Raw genomic sequence first — 19,195 nt, forward strand, 5'->3', positions numbered from 1 at the left:
CGACTCGGACGCGGTAGCGGTTCCTGAACCTCGTTCTTTCCATTCATCGACGCTCCAATCATGAACGTACTTCCAAACTCCGACGGTGCCGGCCTCCGAGCGGCGGCTCGGCGAGGGCTCCGGCGCGGTCGCGACTTCGTCGACGAGACGCCGCCTGACGCGCTCGTCACGGTCACGGTCGCGGCGGTGTCGCTCCTCGCGGCGTTCGCGGGCTTTCTGGCCGTCTCCTCGCTGACGGCTATCCCGTTCGCGGTGTTCCTCGTCGCGACGGGCTACGGCTGGCTCAGACACCAAGAATTGACAGCGCGCGTGCTCACGCTGACGACGACGGTCTCGACCATCCTCGTCCTCGGGCTCATTCTCGTCTTCATCTTCGCGGAGGCGTGGCCGACCGTGCAGTACGCGACCGTGAACGTCTTCGGCGTGCCGATTCCGGGCCTGCGACTCTTCATCGAGACGCGCTGGAGTCCGGTGACGCCGCCGATTCAGTACTCGCTCGTCCCGATGATTCACGGGACGGTGCTCGTCACAATCATCGCGACGGCGGTCGCCGCCCCGCTGGGCGTGGCCGCGGCGCTCTTCCTCAGCGAAATCGCCCCGCGGACCGTCCGCGAACTCGTCAAACCGGGGGTCGAGATTCTGGCGGGCATCCCTTCCATCGTCTACGGTTTCATCGGCTTTACCATCCTCAGCCCGTGGGCGGCCGACCAGTTCGACATCGTCGGGCAGGGCACGTACCTGTTCGTCGGCATCGTCGTCGGCCTGATGGCGCTCCCGACGGTCGTCTCGGTCGCCGAAGACGCGCTCAACAGCGTCCCCGAGTCGATGAAAAGCGGGTCGCTCGCTCTCGGCACGACCGACTGGCAGACGATGACCTCCATCACGTTGCCGGCGGCGTTCTCGGGCGTCTCGGCCGCGGTCCTCCTCGGCGTGGGCCGCGCCATCGGCGAGACGATGGCGGCCACCGTGATGCTCCGCGGCAGTCCGGGCCTCACGAAGCCGCTGTACAACGTCTTCTACGGTAACGCCACGCTCACGTCGCTCATCGCGGCGAACTACGGCGACGCCGACGGCCTCCAGCTCTCGGCGCTGTTCGTCGCGGGCGTCATCCTGTTCGTCACGGTGCTGTTCCTCAGCATCGGCTCGCAGTACATCGAGGCGCGCATGCGCCGGAAGCTCGGAGGTGCCGAATAATGGCGGGCGCGACCGACACCGCGCTCGTCAGCGAGGACACCTCCGAAACAGAAGCGGTCGCCGCCGGCGCGGTGGGACTGGCGGCGGTGCTGTTCGCCCTCTCGCTCGCGTCGGTGTTCGAACTCGTGACCATCACCGACCCCGTCGCGGGCGTGCCGATGGTCGCGCTCCTCGGCGGATTGTTGGTCGTTCTCGGCTTCGCCGTCGTCACCTTCGGCGTCGGCTCCCGACTCGGCTACGTCGCCACCGACCCCAGACCGACCGCCGGACTTCTCGCCTCCGGGACGTTCGGCCTCATCTGGTTCGTCGTCGGCGGACTGGTCGCCTCGCAGACGCTCGGGCTCGGGACGGCCGGGTGGGTCGTCGCGTCGCTCGTCACCGGCGGGGCCGCGTTCGCGGTGAGCGCGCTCCCCCGCGAGGACATCGGCTCGACGCTCCCCGCCGGCGCGCTGGCCGTCTTCGCCGGCGTCGTCTTCCTCACCGGCGTCATCGGCCCATCGTGGCTCTGGGACCTCGGCTGGGAACAGCAGGCGTCGTTCAACGCCGAGTTCACGATTCCGGTCCTGACGGCGTTCTGTTCCCTGCTCGTCGGCTGGGCCGCCGCGAAGGCCTACGGCGGGTTCGGTGCGCGCGGCCGCCACATCGGCGCGTACGTCCTCGTCTACCTGAACGCCATCTCCATCATCGCGCTGCTGTTCCTCCTCGTCGCGTTCACGGTCCTGAAGGGCCTGCCGGGGCTGTTCAAGGGCCTCGCGTTCGGCGCGGGTGCGGGTCCCGAAGTGACGCTCGTCGGCGTGACCTTCTCGCTTCCCGTCTCGTGGCCGTTCGTGATGAACGGCGTCGCGCTCCTCAACGACGTGAACGGCGTCCTTCCGGCTATCGTGGGCACGATTTGGCTCGTCGTCGGCGCGGTGCTGTTCGCCGTTCCCCTCGGTATCGGCGCGGCAGTCTTCATCACCGAGTACGCTGACCGCGGGCGCTTCACGCAGGTCGTCGAAATCGCAACTAACGGTCTGTGGAGCACTCCCAGCATCGTCTTCGGGCTGTTCGGACTGACGTTCCTCGTCCCTCGGCTCGGCAACCAGAAGTCGCTGCTCGCGGGGATGCTCACGCTCGGCTTCATGCTCTTGCCCCTCGTCGTCATCACGAGTCGGGAGTCGATGCTGGCGGTCCCCGACGAGTACCGCGACGCGAGCGCGGCCCTCGGCGTCACGAAGTGGCAGACCGTTCGGAGCATCGTCCTCCCGGCGGCGCTCCCGGGCATCGTCACGGGTATCATCCTCGGGGTCGGCCGCATCGCCGGCGAGACCGCGCCGATTCTCCTGACCATGTCGGGGGGCGTCGCCCCGCCGGGCAGCCAGACGGTCGACGTGCTCGGCGGCTTCCAGCTCCAGTACGCGCCGCCGTTCGTCACCAACCCCGAACTGATGCAGGCGACCTCGGCGCTTCCGTATCAGCTCTACTCGCTTATCACCGCGGGCGTCGGGCAGTCGTCGAACATCGGCGCTATCGACGAGTTCCGGTGGGCGACGGCGCTCATCCTGCTCGTGGTCGTCTTGGGCTTCTACGCGGTCGGCATCGCGACGCGGTACTACTTCCGGAGTAAATTGCAGCACGAGTAACCATGAGTGAAACTAGACAGACGACGGACGACGGACAGACGACGGACAGCGAACTCGCCGGCGGCGCGAGCGCGAGCCCCGGCACCGACCAGCCGCTCGAAGTCACGAGCGGTGAGACGCGCGAGCGGACCCGCGAGGAGTGGGTCGAACACGAGTTCGAGGGCGACGCGAAGCTCTCGGTCTCCGACCTCGACGTCTACTACGGCGACGACCACGCGCTGAATGGCGTCTCCATGGAGATTCCCGAAAACAGCGTCACGGCGCTCATCGGCCCTTCGGGCTGCGGGAAATCGACGTTTCTGCGGTGTCTCAACCGGATGAACGACCGCATCAAGGCCGCGCGCATCGACGGCTCGGTCCGGCTCGAAGGCGAGGAGATCTACCAGGAGGGCATCAACCTCGTGGAACTGCGCAAGCGCGTCGGTATGGTGTTCCAGTCACCGAACCCGTTCCCGAAGAGCATCGCGGACAACATCTCATACGGGCCGCGGAAACACGGCGACCTCGACACTGGCCTGCTCGCCAACCTGCTCGGCCGGAGCGACGACGACGCGGTCGATGAACTCGTCGAACGCTCCCTGCGGCAGGCGGCGCTGTGGGACGAGGTGCAGGACCGCCTCGACGACAACGCGCTCGGGCTCTCCGGCGGCCAGCAACAGCGGCTCTGCATCGCCCGCGCGTTGGCGACCGACCCCGAGGTGCTCCTCATGGACGAGCCCGCGTCGGCGCTCGACCCCATCGCGACCTCGAAAATCGAGGACCTCGTCCACGACCTCGCGGAGGAGTACACGGTTGTCATCGTCACCCACAACATGCAGCAGGCGGCGCGCATCTCGGACCAGACGGCGGTGTTCCTCACCGGCGGCAAACTCGTCGAGTACGGCGACACCGACCAGGTGTTCGAGGACCCCCAGAGCCAGCGCGTCGAGGACTACATCAGCGGCAAGTTCGGGTAACGGTCGGGTTCGACCCCGAGCCGACGCCGACCCATGCCGAGCGTCCCCGCGCTGACGACGCCGACTTCGACTTCCCGACGTGGCGACGGTTCTCGACGACCTGCGGCCGTCGAAGCCGGACAGTCGGCGGCGACGCTCGCTTTTCGTCAGTCGAATCACCCGCCGAGTCGGGGGCGGCGTCACCGCGGAACTGGCACGCAGACAACACGATTTCAGACACGCCAACACAATGGAGACACGCAAGATACAGCAGGTCAGCAACGGGACGTTCACCGTCTCGCTCCCCAGAGAGTGGGCGGACGGCGAGGGCATCACCGCCGGTACCGTCGTCGACCTCCACACGCACCTCGACGGGATGCTCGTCATACAGGCACCCGAGTGCGAGGACGACGCGTCGATGCAGTTCACGGTGACCGTCGACGGCGGGGACGGGGACGGGGGCGGCGGGGACGGCGGAGACGATTCCGCCGGTGACGGTCTCGAACAGACGCTCCGGGCGGCCTACGCCGCCGGGTCGAAACAGGTCGTCGTCGAGGCCGACGGGACGTTCGACGCCGCACAGCGACAGGCCGTCAGACGGGTCGCCCGCAACCTCGTCGGCGTGACCATCACGGAGGAGTCGGACGCGTCCGTCACGGTTCGGAACGTCCTCGACGCGAACGAGGTCTCCATCCGCCAGTCGGTCCGACAGCTCCAGTTCGTCGCCGTCTCGATGCACCGCGACGCGACCGCCGCGCTCACCGGTGCCGCCCCGCTCGACGGGTTCGCGGAGCGCGACGACCGCGCCGACCGCCTCTTTGCGATGGTCGACCGGCACTTCACCCGCGGGCTCGACCGCCTCGACGAGGTGGACGCCCTCGGCGAGACGCGCCCGGAGCTGTTCCGCCTCCACACCGCGGCCCGCGAGTTAGAGCGCGTGGCCGACCAGGCCGAGCGAATCGCCGCCGTCGCGTCGGCGGTCCCCGACCCGCTGCCCCCCGCGGTCGCCGACGAGGTGTCCGAACTCGCCGAGGTCGTCCCCGAGGCGCTCGACGACGCGGTGCAGGTCGCGCTCGACGGCGAGGACCCCGACGCGGCGCGGGAGGCGCTGTCGGCGCGGGACCGGGTCCGCGAGGGCGTCGGGAAGGTCGAGCGACGGCTGTTTGAGGAGGCGGACCCGGACGTCGACGTTGACCACCGATTCGCCCACGCGCTCCACGCGCTCGAACGGACGGCCGAACACGTCGGCAACGTCGCTGAGGTCGGTCTCCGGACCGCGGTCCGTACGCACAACATGGACGAGCGACCGACCCGCGAGAACGGGAGCGAAAGCGAGTCCGCGGAACACTCCCAGCGCGCTTGACGGTTCAGTGTCCAATCCACGGGACGATTCGGGGCGGCCGCGGGAAAGAGCGCGCCTAGTCCTCCCGCGGCGGGACGAGATTCGTCAGGACGCGGTCACCGAACAGGACGACGAGCGCCGCGCCGACGAGGTTAAACAGGAGGTCGAGCGCGGTATCGGTTCGGCCGTAGGAGACGAGCACGGGGTCGATGCCGAGCGCGTCGGCTCCGCGGTGGATGGCGTACTCCGCGAGTTCCCAGAGCACGCCGGCGCAGACGACAACCGCGAGCACGCGGGTCGCGGGGTCGCGGCCGCCGCGACGCGACAGCACGTGGACGACCCCGCCGAGAATCGTCGCGGAGTGGGTGTGAGTGAGATGGTCCCACCACCACACGTCGTCGTAAGGACCGAGCATCCCGGCCGAGTGGGTCAGCATGGCCGACTCGACGTAGACGCGCTGCCACGGGCGGAACTCGACGCCGACCAGTCGCTCGAAGGCCTCGGGGAGGTACGTGCCCGCGAGCGCGAACGCGGCGTTCACCATCGCCGCGGGGTTGCGGCGGCGGAGTCCGGTCAGAAACACGACGACGATTGCGTATCTGATTCCGTCGTCCGGTCGCCGCCGTCCCGTCGAATCGCTCGTTTCGGTCACGGTCGTTCTCATCGGGACTGTCGTCGGGGTTAAAGAAAAACATTGACACAATATCGGAGATGGCTGATTGGGATTAGACTAAATAGTGTATCGTGTCAGCCTACACATATGAGTGATAAGAGAGATTGTTCAATAGATGGTGTCGAAAAGATGTATGATAAATACGTCGAGCAGTTTCCGGAGTTAAACTTAATTGATATAGGTGGTCCAACAGGCCTACCACTCAAAGACGCGGTCTCTGTCAAGAGTGGTACTGTGGTTCTATTGAACGAATCTGAACTAGACTCTAAATGTATGTTAACCTCTTCTGAGACAAACCTCGAAATCGAAGACCTTTCCGACGAAGCAATCTTCCAATTACCAAAGAATTTAACGAATATACAGAAGGTACAAATCACATCTGACCACTACGGCTTTTGGAGGTATACATTGGAATGTGCTTATGAACATAACTTCAGCGAGTTCCCAATCACAGAAGAGGTCATCAAGCAGTACGAAACTATACTCAGTACATCACAAAGCCTGTTAGTTGAGACGTCTGCTTGCTGAAGATGTGTCCAAGCAACCACAGCAAGCAGACGATGAAATCCACGAGGACCAGCTCCTTAACTTCCTCGTCAACTCTCTTGACGAGGAAGTTGCTCTCTCACTCGCTGAAAACGCTGAACTCGATGCTGAAGACATCTACGAGGTCCTCGTCGGCGCCTGCGCCGACGGGACCTCGGTCTCAACGCTCTGTGAGAGAAGCGAAGATGCACCACACGAAAATTCGGTTCTCTACCATCTCCGCACCAAATTTGACCTTGAGACGCTCGAACAGGTTGGAAACACGCTCCTCCAGAAGGACATTCTCAACGTCCTTCCCCAGCAGGTGGAGGTCTGCGCAGACCTCCACCTGCGGCCCTACTACGGCGACGAAGACGATACAGACGGCCTGTATCACTCACAAGCGAAGCGTGGAACCACCGCGTTCCACGCGTACGCGACACTGTACGCACGCGTGAAGAACAAACGCTACACGCTGGCGGTGCGCCGTCTCGAAGACGGCGACACCGCCAGCAGTGTCCTCGCAGAGTTCCTCGGTATTCTCGACGGCCTTGACCTCGGTGTCAAGGCCGTCTATCTTGACCGCGAATTCTACGACAGCAAGTGTTTGACGCTGCTTCAGGCGCACAACCACGCCTACGTCATGCCGATCGTCCGCTGGGGACGGGCGATCAAGTGAGAACTCTCGGAAGGGTGGAGTCGCGTGATTCAGCACAGTCTGACGGCGAAACTCGACGGTCACAGCTGGACCGTCGAGTTTCCCGTCTACATCGACTGTACCTACCAGAACGGACGGTACGACGAACATGGGGTGGCGCGTCACGGCTACGCCGCTGACGCGCCGTTCATCAACTCACCACGAGACGCTCGATACCACTACGCGAAACGCTTCGGTATCGAGGCGAGCTATCGACTCTCCGAGCAAAGTATCGCGACGACCTCGACACAAAATCCGGTCGTACGGCTGTTGTACGTCGTGGTGAGCCTGCTGTTACAGAACGTCTGGCGGTATTTGCACTGGGAGTACGTGGCGACGCCCCGCCGTGGGGGGCGTCGCCTCTGGGAGTGGTCGTTCAAGGAGTTCATCAATATGGTCCGTCGAGCAGCGTGGACGGCCCTCGCGACGCGTCGGGCCGTCCCCGCGAACCGGCCACCGGACGACCGGTTCCACCGGTAACTCCCGACCGGGCTAGCCAACGGTGGGAGTGGCGACGCTGTCGCGTCGGCGGCAGCCGCCGCCGACAGCGACGGCTCTCCGCCGATCCGTCCATGATTCTCTCGTCGAAACCGCCAGTCCAACCGCTCGGTCACAGAACTCATGCTTCAGAAACAGCTAGCCGAGGACGCTTTGTGAAGTACTGATACTCTCACTATTATTGGGCGATGCTGGCCCATTTCCAACGTCCAACCACGTCATTGCGAGCTACGTCGCATATCCGGTTTTAGAAGGAATTGCCAAGCGGTACTGCCATGAGTACATTCACGAGAACGGAACTGTGAAAGAAGGTAAGTCAATCCACACTTACGATCCAGTAGTTAGAGCCGGGGAACAAGTGAACAATATTGGTTGGATTCTAAGTCATATTGAGAATGTGGCTGGATCACCAGAACTCAAAGAAGAAATGCGCCAGATGAGGATTCAGGTTGCAGATTTCTATAGCTGTGGCGAAAATCAAGTCTACGGAACAATAGCTGGCTATCGAAATACATGGCTACATGGAGAAGAAGTCGCAATCGCAGAATATGGTACACTCATGAACTATATATCGCTCTTACTGTGGGCGATGATGTTTGAGAAATAATTTAATTGCTTTTGAACTTCTTATTTCATCGGGGATATCTCTTCTAGCGCGTCCATCACGCGGTCGACCTTCTCCACGTCGGCGTTGTAGCCCATGTGACCGACCCGGAGGATATCGTCTGCGAGGCCGGCGAGCCCGGTCGCGAGGACGATGTCGTGTTCCGATTCGAGTTCGGCTTGGACGCGTTTCGCCTCGCCGGGGAGGTGGAACGCCGTCACCGTCGGAGAACTGCGCTCGGCGTCGGGATAGATATCGAGTCCGAGGCCGGCTCCGCGCTCGCGGCAGTGCGCGGCGGCCTCCTCGTGGCGCTCGTAGACGGCGTCGAGCCCTTCTTCGAGGAGCATCGACAGCGACTCGTCGAGGGCGGCGACGTTCGCGCCGAGGTGGGTGTACGGGAAGCCCTCGCTGGTGTCGCGCCACGGGAGGAGGTTCGTGTAGAGCGAGTCGGGGTCGCGCTCCTCGACGGCCTCCCACGCGCGGTCGCTGACGGCGGCCGTCGTCAGCCCCGGCGGCGAGCTAAACGCCTTCTGGGACGCGCCGAGGTTGATGTCGATGTGCTCGCTCGGGACGGGCGCGCCGCCGAGCGAGGAGACGGCGTCGACGATGGTCAGCACGCCGTGGTCGGAGAGCAGTTCGAGCACCGGCGCGATGTCGTTGAGCGTGCCCGTCGGCGTCTCGCAGTGGACCATCGTGGCGACAGCGAACTCGCCGTCGTCGAGCGCCGCTTCGACGCCAGCGAGGTCGAGCGGGTCGGTGTAGTCGGCACCGACGAGGGTCGGCTCGCCGCCGTAGCTCTCGACGAAGTCGGCGAAGCCGTCGCCGTAGAGGCCGTTCGAGATGCAGAGCACGTCGTCGCCGGGGGCGACCGTGGAGGCGATGGCGGCTTCGAGGCCGAGGATGCCCTCGCCGCCCATGACGACCACGTCGTCGTCGGTGTCGTAGACGCGCCCGAGTTTCTCGCAGACCTCGTCGTAGGTGTCGAAGAAGGACTGCTCGATGTCGGGGTTCGGCATCGGCTCGCTCAGCCGGTCGCGGACCCGCGGCGGGACGGCCGTGGGGCCGGGTGTCATCAGCATGAATCCCCGTTACGGACAGAGCGTCTTAGCAGTACGGCATCCGTGGCGAGCGTCCGACCGCGTCGGCAGCGATAACCGACCGGCAGCCGGCGAACGTGACCGCCCGCGCCGGCGGCGGACGGGAAGGCACAAAAGCGCCCTCGCCGTCAGCCACGTGTATGGGCAAACTCTCACCTGCGGACCTCGACCGCTACGTCTTCTCGCGGACGGGGGCCCCCAACGACGACTTGCTCGTCGGGGCCGGCTACGGCGAGGACGCCGCCGCCGTCGCCACCGGCGAGGGGACGATGGTCGTCAGCACCGACCCCATCTCGCTCGCCGCCGAGCGCATCGGCACCCTCGGCGTTGCCATCGCCAGCAACGACGTGGCCGCCTGCGGGGGCGTCCCCGAGTGGCTCGTGAGCACCGTCCTCCTCCCCGAACTGGACGTTGACCTCCTCGACGACATCACGGCCCAACTCGACGCGGAGGCCGAACGACTCGGCATCAGCATCGTCGGCGGCCACACCGAGACGGTCGCCGGGCTCTCCCGACCGCTCCTCTCGCTCACCTGCATGGGTCCGACCGACCGCTACGTCCCGACGAGCGGTGCGGAACCCGGCGATGCGGTGATTCTCACCAAGGGAGCCGGCGTCGAAGGGACGGCCGTCCTCGCCACCGACTTCCGCGCCGACCTCGACGCGGCGAGCGTCGAACCCGCGGCCACCGACCGCGCCGCGGGCTTCTTCGACGACATCAGCGTCCTCCCCGAGTCGGCGGTGCTCGCGCCCGCCGCGACCGCGATGCACGACCCGACCGAGGGCGGCGTCCTCAACGGACTGGTCGAACTCGCCTGCGCCTCGGGCGTCCGAATCGAGGTCGACGGCGACGACGTGCCCGTCCGCCCCGAGACGCGGGCGCTCTGCGAGGCGATGGGCGTCGACCCGATGCGGATTCTCGGCTCCGGCGCGCTCCTCGCGGCGGTCCCCGAAGGCGAGGCCGACGACGCGCTCGCCGCTCTCGAACGCGAGGGTATCGAGGCGACGGTGGTCGGAACCGTCGAAGCGGCGGGCGACGGCGCGGGTTCGAACGCGGACGCGGACTCGACCGCGCCGGCCGCGGGCGTCGTCTACGACGGGACGCACTACGCCGACGGCGTCGAAGACGACATGTACGACCTCTGGAACTGAGGCGAACGCGAGCCGGCGACCCGCGCCGTCGGCGGCGACCCGACCCGGCTCGACCCAACACGACTTTGACTACTGAAATCTCACTTGGAGATATGACTGCTGAACGTCCGTCTCGACTCGCGAGCGACCCGCCGGGAGCGCCGAAATCGACCCGGACCGCGGTGGTCGAATGAGAGGCGTCGTCGTCGCCGGCACGGCCTCCGGCGTCGGGAAGACCGTCACGACGCTCGCGGTGTGCCGCGCGCTCGAACGCGAGGGCTACGCGGTCCAACCGGCCAAGGCCGGCCCCGACTTCATCGACCCATCACACCACGCGGCAATCGTCGGGAAACCGTCGCGGACGCTCGACCCGTGGCTCGAAGGCGACGACGGCATGCGCCGGACCTACGCCCGCGGCGAGGGCGACATCTGCGTCGTCGAGGGCATGATGGGCCTCTACGACGGCGACACGTCGACGGCTCGGGTCGCCGCCCTCCTCGACCTCCCCGTGGTCCTCGTCGCGGACGCGAGAGCCGGGATGCAGAGCGTCGCGGCGACGGCCTACGGCTTCCGGACCTACGCGGACCGGATGGGAATCGACGCCGACGTGGCCGGCGTCATCGCCTCCCGCGCTCACGGCGGCCGCCACGCCGAGGGCATCCGCGACGCGCTCCCCGAAGAACTGCCGTACCTCGGTCGAATCCCGCCGAGCGACGACCTCGAAATCCCGGAGCGCCACCTCGGCCTCTACCTCGGCGACGAGGCCCCGCTGTCCGACGAGGCGCTCGACGCCGCGGCCGACGGGATTCGCGCCGACGCGCTCGCTGAAGTGGCGCGGGAACCCGACTGGGACGCCGAGGAGGTCGAATCGGGCACGCGAGCCGAGCCAGTCCAAGCTACGGATTCGGACCGCCCGACGATCGCCGTCGCCCGCGACGAGGCGTTCTGTTTCGTCTACCCCTCGACGCTGGCGCGATTAGAATCGCTCGGCACCGTCTCGTACTTCTCGCCGGTCGCCGGCGACGACCTCCCGGACTGCGACGGCGTCTACCTCCCCGGCGGCTACCCCGAGCGGTTCGCCGCGGACCTCGCGTCATCACCGACGCTTTCGGAGCTTGCCGACCGCGCCGCCGACGGCCTGCCGGTGTTCGGCGAGTGCGGCGGTCTGATGGCGCTCACCGAATCGCTGACGACGACCGACGGCGACACCCACGAGATGGCCGGCATCCTCCCCGCCGACGTGACGATGCAGGAGCGCTATCAGGCGCTCGACCACGTAGAACTCCGCGCGACCGACGGGACGCTGACCGCCGACGCGGGCGAGACGCTCCGCGGCCACGAGTTCCACTACTCGTCGGCGGACCCGGCGACGGACGCCCGGTTCGCCTTCGACGTGGAGCGCGGGACCGGCATCGACGGCCGCGAGGGACTCACCGAGTACCGAACCCTCGGCACCTACGCGCACGTCCACCCCGAAAGCGGGGCGTTCGACCGCTTCGTCTCGCGACTGACGGACTGACCGCGGCGAGGGCGCGACACGCACCGACCGACGACCGACCCCGACTGCGACACCGACTTCGAACCCACAACGATGACCGACGCACCCGACGGAACCCCCGAGACAGGCGACGAGACCACCCCCGACTCGGTTCGGGCGAACACCCCCGGCCGCGGCGTCCGCCCCGAGGCGGCCGCCATCGAACCCGCCGCGCCCGACGACTTCGGCCTCGTGCAGGTGTGGTGGGGCGACGGCAAGGGCAAGACCACGGCCGCGATGGGCATGGGCTTTCGCGCCGCCGGCCACGGCTACCGCGTCCACATGCTCCAGTTTCTGAAGGGCGGCGCGGACTCCGTCGAGGCCGTCCGCGGGGAGTACAACGCCATCGCGGCGATGCCCGGGATCTCCTTCGAGAACCTCGGCCACTACGGCTGGGCTGGGATGGCCGACGGCAGCGACGACGAAGACCACGAGGCGCAGGTCGCCGCCGGCCTCAACCGGGCGCGCGAACTCGTCGACGCCGCGGCCGACGCCGACCTCTCGAAGCCGCTCGACCTCGACGGCCCGCCGGAGGACGGCGTCCACTTCCTCATCATCGACGAACTCCTCTACGCCGTGGCGATGGGACTGCTCGACGAGGCCGACGTGCTCGACCTCGTGGAGCGCAAGCCCGAGAGCCTCGAACTCGTGTTGACCGGGAGCCACGACGAACCGACCTACCTCTCCGACGCCGCGGACCTCGTGACCAACGTCCGAAAGGAGAAACACCCCATCGACGCCGGCCAGCGCGCGAGAAAAGGAACCGAGTACTGAGAGCGTCGGCCAACCCGGCCTCGGGTCGACGGCTCAGAGCCCCCGGGCGATGTCCAGCGCCTCGTCGGTCGGCACCGGTTCGTCCAGCGACCGCAGCGTCTCGACGAGCGCCGCGACCCGCGATTCGTCGGGGTCGTCGTCGCCGGCGCGCTCCAAGAGCCGCCGGGCCGCGCCGGTCCCGCTCTGCGGGCCGAAGTAGAGCGTCCGCGACCCGCCGAAGACGGCCGGGTCGAACGGCTCGAACGTCGCCGGGTCGTCGAGCATCGCCGCCGTGTGGAGGCCGGACTCGTGGGAGAACACGTCCGCGCCGAGCACCGATTTCTCCGCCGGCACCGACTCGTCGAGCGCCGTCAACACGTCGTTCGCCCGGGGGATGAGCGTCGAGGGGTCGAGCGCGGGGCGGTTCACGGCGCGGCTCGTCTCGGCCGCGACGACGAACTCCTCAACGGGGACGTTTCCGGCGCGCTCGCCGATGCCGGCGACCGACACGTCCACCTTCTGCACGTCGTGGGCGACCGCGGTGAGCGCGTTGGCCGTCGCGACGCCGAGGTCGTCGTGGAAGTGGACGCCGAGGCGGGTCGGGTCGGTGTCGAGGTCGTGGAGGAACGACGACACCTCGAACGGCGTCTTCGAGCCCACGGTGTCCGCGATAGTGAGGTACGTCGCGTCTATCGAGTCGAACAGGTTATCGAGGAACGCGGGGTCGGTCCGGAAGCCGTCCATCGCGGTGAAGTGGACTTCCAGCCCGGTCGCGGTCGCGGAATCGACCGTCTCACCGACGAGCGAGCGCAACTCGTCCGCGTCCTTCCCGAGCAGTTCGGTCCGCTGTCGCTCGCTGGTCGGCGCGAACACGTCGATGACGTCGACGCCGGCGTCGACCGCGGCCTCGACGTCCTTCGGGACGGCCCGGGCGATGCCCGTCAGTTTCGTCTCCACGTCGACCGCGTCGCAGACCTCGCCGGTCTGTGCGCCCGCGATGGGGAAGCCGACCTGCACGTAGTCGACGCCGAGGTCGTCGAGGGCGCGGACGGCCGCGACTTTCTGTCCCGTCGTGTAGGACGCCCCGGGGCGCTGCTCGCCCTCGCGGCAGGTCACGTCGAGGAGGACCGGCTCCGCGGCGGCCACTCAGACCCCTCCCGCGCGCCGAAGCGCGTCGATGTCGGCGTCGTCGTAGCCGAGCGACGAGAGGATGGCCTCGGTGTGCTCGCCGAGCTTCGGCGGGTCGGTCGAGTCGGGGCGGTCGAAGCCGCTGGCGACGACGGGGAACCGCGGGACGCTGACCGACCGCAACGTTCCCTCCGCAGTTTCGACCTCGGTGAAGAAGTCGGTCGCCCGCAGGTGTGGGTCGGTCGCGACCTCGTCCATCGAGTTCACCTTGGCGACGGGGACGCCGACCTCGCGCAGCCCGGCGACGAGGTCGGCGGCGGGGAGCGTCTCGCACTCGGCGCGGAGCAGGTCCATGAGTTCGTCGAGGTTCTCCCGGCGGTCCGGGAGCGTGGCGAACCGCTCGTCCTCGTGGAGGTCGAGGCCGAGCGCCTCGCAGAGCGCGGTCCACTGGCGCTCGCCGGAGGGGCCGATGAACACCCACTCGTCGTCGGCCGTCTCGAACACGTCGTAGGGTGCCCAGTTGGGGTGCGACGCGCCCATCGGCCCCGGCACGTCGTCGTAGGCCTCGGTGTACGCGAGCCAGTAGCCCATCATCGAGACGGTGGACTCGAACAGCGGTGCGGTCACCTTCGACCCCTCTCCGGTCCGGTCGCGGCGGTAGAGCGCCCCGAGGACCGCTATCGCGCCGTAGAACGACGCGGCCATGTCGGCGATGCTCGTGCCCGACCGGACCGGGGGTATCCCCTCGTGGCCGGTGACGCTCATCAGCCCCGACAGCGCCTCCGCGATGGGGTCGAGCGCGGGGTACGACTCGTAGGGGCCGGGATTGAACCCCTTGATGGAGCAGTAGACGAGGCCCGGATGCGTCTCTTTCAACTGCTCGTAGCCGATGCCGAGCCGTTCGGCGGTTCCCGGCGCGTAGTTCTCGACGACCACGTCGGTCTCGTCGAGCAGGTCGAAGAACGCGTCGAGTGCCGCGTCGGACTTGAGGTCGAGCGTGAGGCTCCGCTTGTCCCGGTTGACGTAGTTGAACGAGCTGTTTCCGACCGGCGACGACCCGCGGATGAGGTCGCCGCCCTCCGGGTGTTCGACCTTGATGACGTCCGCACCGAGGTCGGCGAGGAGCATCGAACAGAACGGCCCGGCGATGATATGGCCGAGTTCGAGCACGCGCACGCCGTCGAGCGGGAGTCCTCGCGTCGCCGACGCGGTCGCGCCCGCGGCAGTCTCGGTACTCTCGGCGCGCTCGGCGCTGTCGCCGCTCATGGAGTGACGCCCCCCGTCCCCGCGGGCGACGACGAGCGCTCGCCGGCGCGTTCAGACCCGAAGAGTATCGTCTCGCCGTCCTCGCCGAAGACGAACGCGTCGGCGAGGTCGAACGACACGTCGAGGCGGTCGCCCGCGACCGCGTCGTCGACGGCGTCGCTGACCACGTCGAAGGGGGTGCCGTCTTCGAGGCGGCCGTGGACCACGGACTCGGTGCCGAGCGTCTCGACGACCTCCACGTCGACCGAGAGCCGACACGCCCCGGCGGAGCCGACATCGAGGTACTGCGGCCTGATGCCGAGTCTGACGCGGCCGGCGGTCGGGGCGTCGACGCCGGCCGGGAGCGAAAGCTCGAACCCGGGACCGACGAGCACGGTCTCGCCGTCGCGGTGCTCGACCGCGCAGTCGACGACGTTGGTCGAGGGCATGCCGATGAACTGCGCGACGTACTCCGAGTTCGGGTAGTCGAACAGCTGTTTCGGCGGGTCGACCTGCGCGAGTTCGCCGTCGCGCAGGAGGACCACCTGGTCGCTCATCGTCATCGCCTCGGTCTGGTCGTGAGTGACGTAGACGACGGTCGTGTCGAGTTCCTGGTGGAGTCGCTGAATCTCGACGCGGAGGTCGGATTTGAGCTTCGCGTCGAGGTCGGACATCGGCTCGTCCAGAAGCAGCACGTCGGGGTCCTGCACGAACGCGCCGCCGAGGGCGACGCGCTGTTGTTGGCCGCCGGAGAGTTCGGCGGGCATCTTCTCCAACTGCGCCTCGATTTGGAGGACTTCGGCGGCCTCGTCGATGCGCTCGTCGCGTTCGGCCTTCGGGACGCCGTGAATCTTCAGGCCGTAGCCGATGTTCTCGCGGACGGACATGTGCGGGTAGAGCGCGATGGACTGGAACACCATCGAGACGTTGCGCTCCTGCGGCGGGAGGTCGGTCACGTCCTCGTCGCCGAACGAGACGGTGCCCGAGGTGGGCGTCTCCAGCCCGGCCAACATGCGCAGGGTCGTCGTCTTCCCGCAGCCCGAGGGGCCGACGAAGGTCGTAAACGAGCCTTCGGGGATGTCGAGGCTGAGGTCGTCGACGGCGACGTGCGTGTTTCCGAGGGTGCGAAACTCCTTTCTGACGGTGTCGAGGTGGATGCTGGTTGCCATTATTCGAGGCCTCCAACGCTGAAGCCCTGGAGGAGGTATCGTTGCAGGAACAGTGCGATGAGGAACGGCGGAATCGAGATGAGAAGCGAGACGGCCATCGTCTCGCCCCAGCCGATGCTGACGCGGTCCAAGAACAGCGACGCGCCGACGGTGATGGTGTACATCTCGTCGCGGCTCATCACGACGCGCGCCATGGTGAAGTCGTTCCACGCGACGGCGAACGCGAAGATGGCCGCGGAGATGTAGCCGGGCCGGGCGACCGGCAGGACCACGTCTCTGACGGTGCGCCAGCGACTCGCGCCGCGGACCCACGCGGACTCTTCGAGCGCGATGGGGACGGTCTGGAAGTACTGCCACATCAGCCAGATGCAGAACGGCGCGGAGATGGCCGTCAGCGCGAGGGTGAGCGCGAAGTGGCTGTTGAGCAGGCCGAGCGTCGAGAAGACGACGTACAGCGGGATGGCGAGGACGATGGGGCTGAACATGTACGAGAACAGCACCGCCCGCGCCGCCAGCGACTTCCCGGTGAAGTCGAAGCGCGTCAGGCCGTAGCCCGCCGCGACCGCGATAGTCGTCGAGAGGACGGTCGACCCGAGCGTGACGACGAGGCTGTTGACGAAGTACCGGACCGTGTCGGTCGACCCGAGGAGGACGAGGAAGTTCCGGAGCGACGGCTCGGTGGGCAGCAGGTTCACCCGCCCGCCGGCGAACGTCGTCGCCGGCGACTGGATGGCGATGACCACCATCACGTACACCGGGATGATGGTGAACACCGAGATGAGAAGCGCCGTCAGGTAGACGGCGATTCGCTGGAGGCGTTTCTGGGTGTCGTGGGAGACGAGGCCGCGACCGGAGGACGTCGCCATCTCACGCCACCTCCTTTTCGGGGGCGAACGCCCGGAAGTAGACCACCGCGACGCCGGCGAGGAGGAAGAACATGACGCCGGCGAGCGCCGTCGCCATGCCGAAGTTCACCTCGCTGAACGCGAGTTGGTAGACGCGAATCGGGAGCGTCGTCGTCTGCTGGAGCGGGCCGCCGCGGGTCGAGAGGTAGATGATGTCGAACTTGTTGAACATCCAGATGCCCCTGACGAGGAGGATGATGAGAATCGCGCCGCGGAGGTGCGGAAAGGTGATGTCGCGGAACGCCTGCCACGTCGTCGCGCCCTCGACCCGCGCCCGTTCGTAGAGGTCGGGGTCGATGGCCTGCAAGCGCGCGAGCAGGATGAAGAAGGCGAAGCTGGCGAACTTCCAGACGCTCGTGACGACGACCGCCGGCATGGCGAACTCCAGGGTCGAGAAGAACGCGATGGGTTTGTCGATGAGCCCGGCGTCGACGAGGAACTGGTTCAGAATCCCGATGTTGGGGTCGAGGATGAACTTCCACATGAAGATGACAACGAGCGTCGGCAGGAGGTACGGGAAAATCATCAGCGTCCGCAGGGCGTCGCCGCCGCGGATGCGCTGATTGATGACGAGCGCGAGCCCCAGCCCGATGACGAGGCTCAGCCCCGTCGTCGCCACCGCGTAGACGACGCTGTTCCAGAGGAAGCCCCAGAACGCGCCGTTACCGAGGAGTTCGGCGTAGTTGCCGAGGCCGACGAACTCGGGGCTCCGCACCGGCGACGCGAACAGGCTCATCCCGAGCGCGTAGACGATGGGGATGACCCAGACCACGACGAAGAACGCGAGCATCGGGACGAAACACGCCGCCAACAGGAGCGTCGTGCCGTCCACGTCGCGCTCTCGGAGGGCCGACCCGGCGGCTTCCAACCGCGATTTGAGGGCCGTACTCATTGCAACCCGCGGAGTTGCTCGGCCAGCCAGTCGACCGTCTCGTCGGGCGTGAGCCCGCCGACGAGAAGCTGGTCCGCGGCCTGTCCGAAGAGCTGTTCGCTGTACGCGTCGGCCGCGACGATGTTCGGCGCGCCGTCGTCGCCCGTCGCGAGGACGCTCGTGAAGGCGTCCCAGTTGTCGCGGACGAGATTCATCACGTCGGGGTGCTGTTGGATGACCTCGTTTTCGGTCACCTCGGGCGCGTCGAGTTGCTCCCGCGTCGGCGGGAACTGGAACAGCGGCGCGGAGAGCACGAAGTCGAAGAAGCGCGACGAACTCGTGAAGAAGTCGACGAACGCCTGCGCGCCCTCGGTGTTCTGGCCGTCGTTGCGGACGAGGTGACCCTCCATGTACGCCCACCACTTGTCCTGCGCCGCCCCGCTCGGCACGGGGAACGGCATCGGACTGAGGTTCTCGACGAGGTCGGGGCGGTTGGCCTGAATCGTGAGGATGGGGAGGCCGCCGACGCTGGCGATGGCCGCGGCGTTCTCCTGTTGGAGCGCGCCGATGGCGTCGCCCCACGCCCACCCCGAGCCGTTCGGCGAGTGCTCGGCCATCGACTGGACCCACTCGAACGTCTCGACGGCCGCCTGTCGGTTGTCGTCGTCGTCGAGTCTGACCTCGATGCCGTCGGAGGGGCCGCCGTAAATCTCCACGTCGTTCTGCCAGAGGTACTGCGTCATCTGGGTGTCGGCGTTGTTCGTCTGGCCCGACTGGACGACGTAACCCTCCATCGACTCGTTGGCCGACACCTCGCCAGCGGCCTCGACCCACTCGCTCCACGACGCGGGCAACTCCGAGTACACGTCGTTTCGGTACCAGCCCATGAGCGGTTCGACCATCGCGGCCGCGAAGTACGACTCGCCGCCGACGGTGACCGGGTCAGGGAGGTCGTTATCTTGGACGGCCCCCGTGACCGGCGCGAGGACGCCGTCGCGCTGAAGTCGATACGCGTCCGTCGAGGTGTCGAAAAGCAGGTCCGGCGGGTTGCCCGCGGCGACCATCTTCTGCATCTCGGCGTCCGAGGAGGTCCCCTTCGCCGTGTAAATCATCTCGACCGTGTGGTCGGTCTCCTCCTCGAACTCGGCGATGATTTCGTCCATCACGTCCTTCGAGTCGCCGCGGTCCGAGAGGTATCGAATCGGCTCGTTGGAGTCGCCGCCACCGCCGCCGAGACAGCCAGCCGTCGTCACCGCCGCCGCGCTCCCGA

General features: G+C 67.0%; 17 protein-coding genes and 1 pseudogene. 10 read left to right on the plus strand and 8 right to left on the minus strand.

Going from position 1 to position 19,195, the window contains the following annotated elements; genetic code table 11:
- Positions 1 to 60: 60 nt before the first annotated feature.
- The 4 genes from pstC (at position 61) to HVO_RS03990 (ending at position 5,114) form a co-directional block, all read left to right on the plus strand.
- Positions 61 to 1,194 carry a phosphate ABC transporter permease subunit PstC gene (gene pstC / locus HVO_RS03975; RefSeq protein WP_004040833.1) on the plus strand — a complete coding sequence of 378 codons (1,134 nt, stop codon included), beginning with the start codon at positions 61 to 63 and terminating at the stop codon, positions 1,192 to 1,194.
- Complete coding sequence (gene pstA, locus HVO_RS03980) at positions 1,194 to 2,816, plus strand: phosphate ABC transporter permease PstA (RefSeq protein WP_004040834.1); 1,623 nt, start codon at positions 1,194 to 1,196, stop codon at positions 2,814 to 2,816. The genes pstC and pstA overlap by 1 nt, the downstream gene beginning before the upstream one ends.
- Before the next feature lie 2 nt (positions 2,817 to 2,818).
- A complete protein-coding gene (gene pstB / locus HVO_RS03985; RefSeq protein ID WP_004040835.1) occupies positions 2,819 to 3,772 on the plus strand; it encodes a phosphate ABC transporter ATP-binding protein PstB in 954 nt (317 codons plus the stop codon).
- Between the two features lie 229 nt (positions 3,773 to 4,001).
- Complete coding sequence (locus tag HVO_RS03990) at positions 4,002 to 5,114, plus strand: PhoU domain-containing protein (protein WP_013035169.1); 1,113 nt, start codon at positions 4,002 to 4,004, stop codon at positions 5,112 to 5,114.
- 55 nt (positions 5,115 to 5,169) lie between these two features.
- Here HVO_RS03990 and HVO_RS03995 read toward each other — a convergent pair whose 3' ends face one another.
- Positions 5,170 to 5,757 carry a hypothetical protein gene (locus HVO_RS03995; RefSeq protein ID WP_004040837.1) on the minus strand — a complete coding sequence of 196 codons (588 nt, stop codon included), beginning with the start codon at positions 5,755 to 5,757 and terminating at the stop codon, positions 5,170 to 5,172.
- Positions 5,758 to 5,853: 96 nt separating this feature from the next.
- Here HVO_RS03995 and HVO_RS20505 point away from each other — a divergent pair, with 96 nt between their 5' ends.
- The 3 genes and pseudogenes from HVO_RS20505 (at position 5,854) to HVO_RS20510 (ending at position 8,093) form a co-directional block, all read left to right on the plus strand.
- Positions 5,854 to 6,294: a hypothetical protein gene (locus HVO_RS20505; RefSeq protein ID WP_144064031.1), complete on the plus strand. Its 441-nt coding sequence runs from the start codon at positions 5,854 to 5,856 to the stop codon at positions 6,292 to 6,294.
- A gap of 4 nt (positions 6,295 to 6,298) precedes the next feature.
- Positions 6,299 to 7,468, plus strand: a pseudogene (locus HVO_RS04000) (ISH3 family transposase).
- A gap of 319 nt (positions 7,469 to 7,787) precedes the next feature.
- Entirely contained in the window at positions 7,788 to 8,093 is a 306-nt protein-coding gene (locus tag HVO_RS20510) for a hypothetical protein (RefSeq protein ID WP_144064032.1), read from the plus strand.
- A 20-nt stretch (positions 8,094 to 8,113) separates the two neighbouring features.
- Here HVO_RS20510 and HVO_RS04005 read toward each other — a convergent pair whose 3' ends face one another.
- Positions 8,114 to 9,169 carry a pyridoxal-phosphate-dependent aminotransferase family protein gene (locus HVO_RS04005; RefSeq protein ID WP_004040838.1) on the minus strand — a complete coding sequence of 352 codons (1,056 nt, stop codon included), beginning with the start codon at positions 9,167 to 9,169 and terminating at the stop codon, positions 8,114 to 8,116.
- Between the two features lie 158 nt (positions 9,170 to 9,327).
- On the opposite strand from HVO_RS04005, the gene HVO_RS04010 reads away from it, so the two are divergent.
- The 3 genes from HVO_RS04010 to HVO_RS04020 all read left to right on the plus strand — a co-directional run bounded on the left by HVO_RS04010 (position 9,328) and on the right by HVO_RS04020 (position 12,628).
- Positions 9,328 to 10,338, plus strand: a complete 1,011-nt coding sequence (locus HVO_RS04010) for an AIR synthase family protein (protein WP_004040839.1) — start codon at positions 9,328 to 9,330, stop codon at positions 10,336 to 10,338.
- Between the two features lie 169 nt (positions 10,339 to 10,507).
- A complete protein-coding gene (locus tag HVO_RS04015; RefSeq protein ID WP_004040840.1) occupies positions 10,508 to 11,836 on the plus strand; it encodes a cobyrinic acid a,c-diamide synthase in 1,329 nt (442 codons plus the stop codon).
- 72 nt (positions 11,837 to 11,908) lie between these two features.
- Positions 11,909 to 12,628, plus strand: coding sequence for a cob(I)yrinic acid a,c-diamide adenosyltransferase (locus HVO_RS04020; protein WP_004040841.1), 720 nt, complete (start codon positions 11,909 to 11,911; stop codon positions 12,626 to 12,628).
- 33 nt (positions 12,629 to 12,661) lie between these two features.
- Here the strand turns inward: HVO_RS04020 and HVO_RS04025 are convergent, their stop codons facing one another.
- Genes HVO_RS04025 through HVO_RS04050 form a run of 6 tightly spaced genes read right to left on the minus strand, consistent with a single transcriptional unit; the run spans position 12,662 to position 19,178 of the window.
- On the minus strand, positions 12,662 to 13,753 hold the full coding sequence (locus HVO_RS04025; protein WP_004040842.1) for a LeuA family protein: 1,092 nt from the start codon (positions 13,751 to 13,753) through the stop codon (positions 12,662 to 12,664).
- Complete coding sequence (locus HVO_RS04030) at positions 13,754 to 15,001, minus strand: CaiB/BaiF CoA transferase family protein (RefSeq protein ID WP_004040843.1); 1,248 nt, start codon at positions 14,999 to 15,001, stop codon at positions 13,754 to 13,756.
- Entirely contained in the window at positions 14,998 to 16,149 is a 1,152-nt protein-coding gene (locus tag HVO_RS04035; protein ID WP_004040844.1) for an ABC transporter ATP-binding protein, read from the minus strand. Before HVO_RS04035 ends, HVO_RS04030 begins: the two co-directional genes overlap by 4 nt.
- Positions 16,149 to 17,015 carry a carbohydrate ABC transporter permease gene (locus HVO_RS04040; protein WP_004040845.1) on the minus strand — a complete coding sequence of 289 codons (867 nt, stop codon included), beginning with the start codon at positions 17,013 to 17,015 and terminating at the stop codon, positions 16,149 to 16,151. The genes HVO_RS04035 and HVO_RS04040 overlap by 1 nt, the downstream gene beginning before the upstream one ends.
- A 1-nt stretch (position 17,016) precedes the next feature.
- Positions 17,017 to 17,946, minus strand: coding sequence for a carbohydrate ABC transporter permease (locus tag HVO_RS04045; RefSeq protein WP_004040846.1), 930 nt, complete (start codon positions 17,944 to 17,946; stop codon positions 17,017 to 17,019).
- Positions 17,943 to 19,178, minus strand: coding sequence for an ABC transporter substrate-binding protein (locus HVO_RS04050; RefSeq protein WP_004040847.1), 1,236 nt, complete (start codon positions 19,176 to 19,178; stop codon positions 17,943 to 17,945). Before HVO_RS04050 ends, HVO_RS04045 begins: the two co-directional genes overlap by 4 nt.
- Positions 19,179 to 19,195 lie beyond the last annotated feature (17 nt).

Origin of the sequence: Haloferax volcanii DS2, from assembly GCF_000025685.1 — an archaeon.
In the GTDB taxonomy this organism is placed as follows: Archaea; Halobacteriota; Halobacteria; order Halobacteriales; family Haloferacaceae; genus Haloferax; species Haloferax volcanii.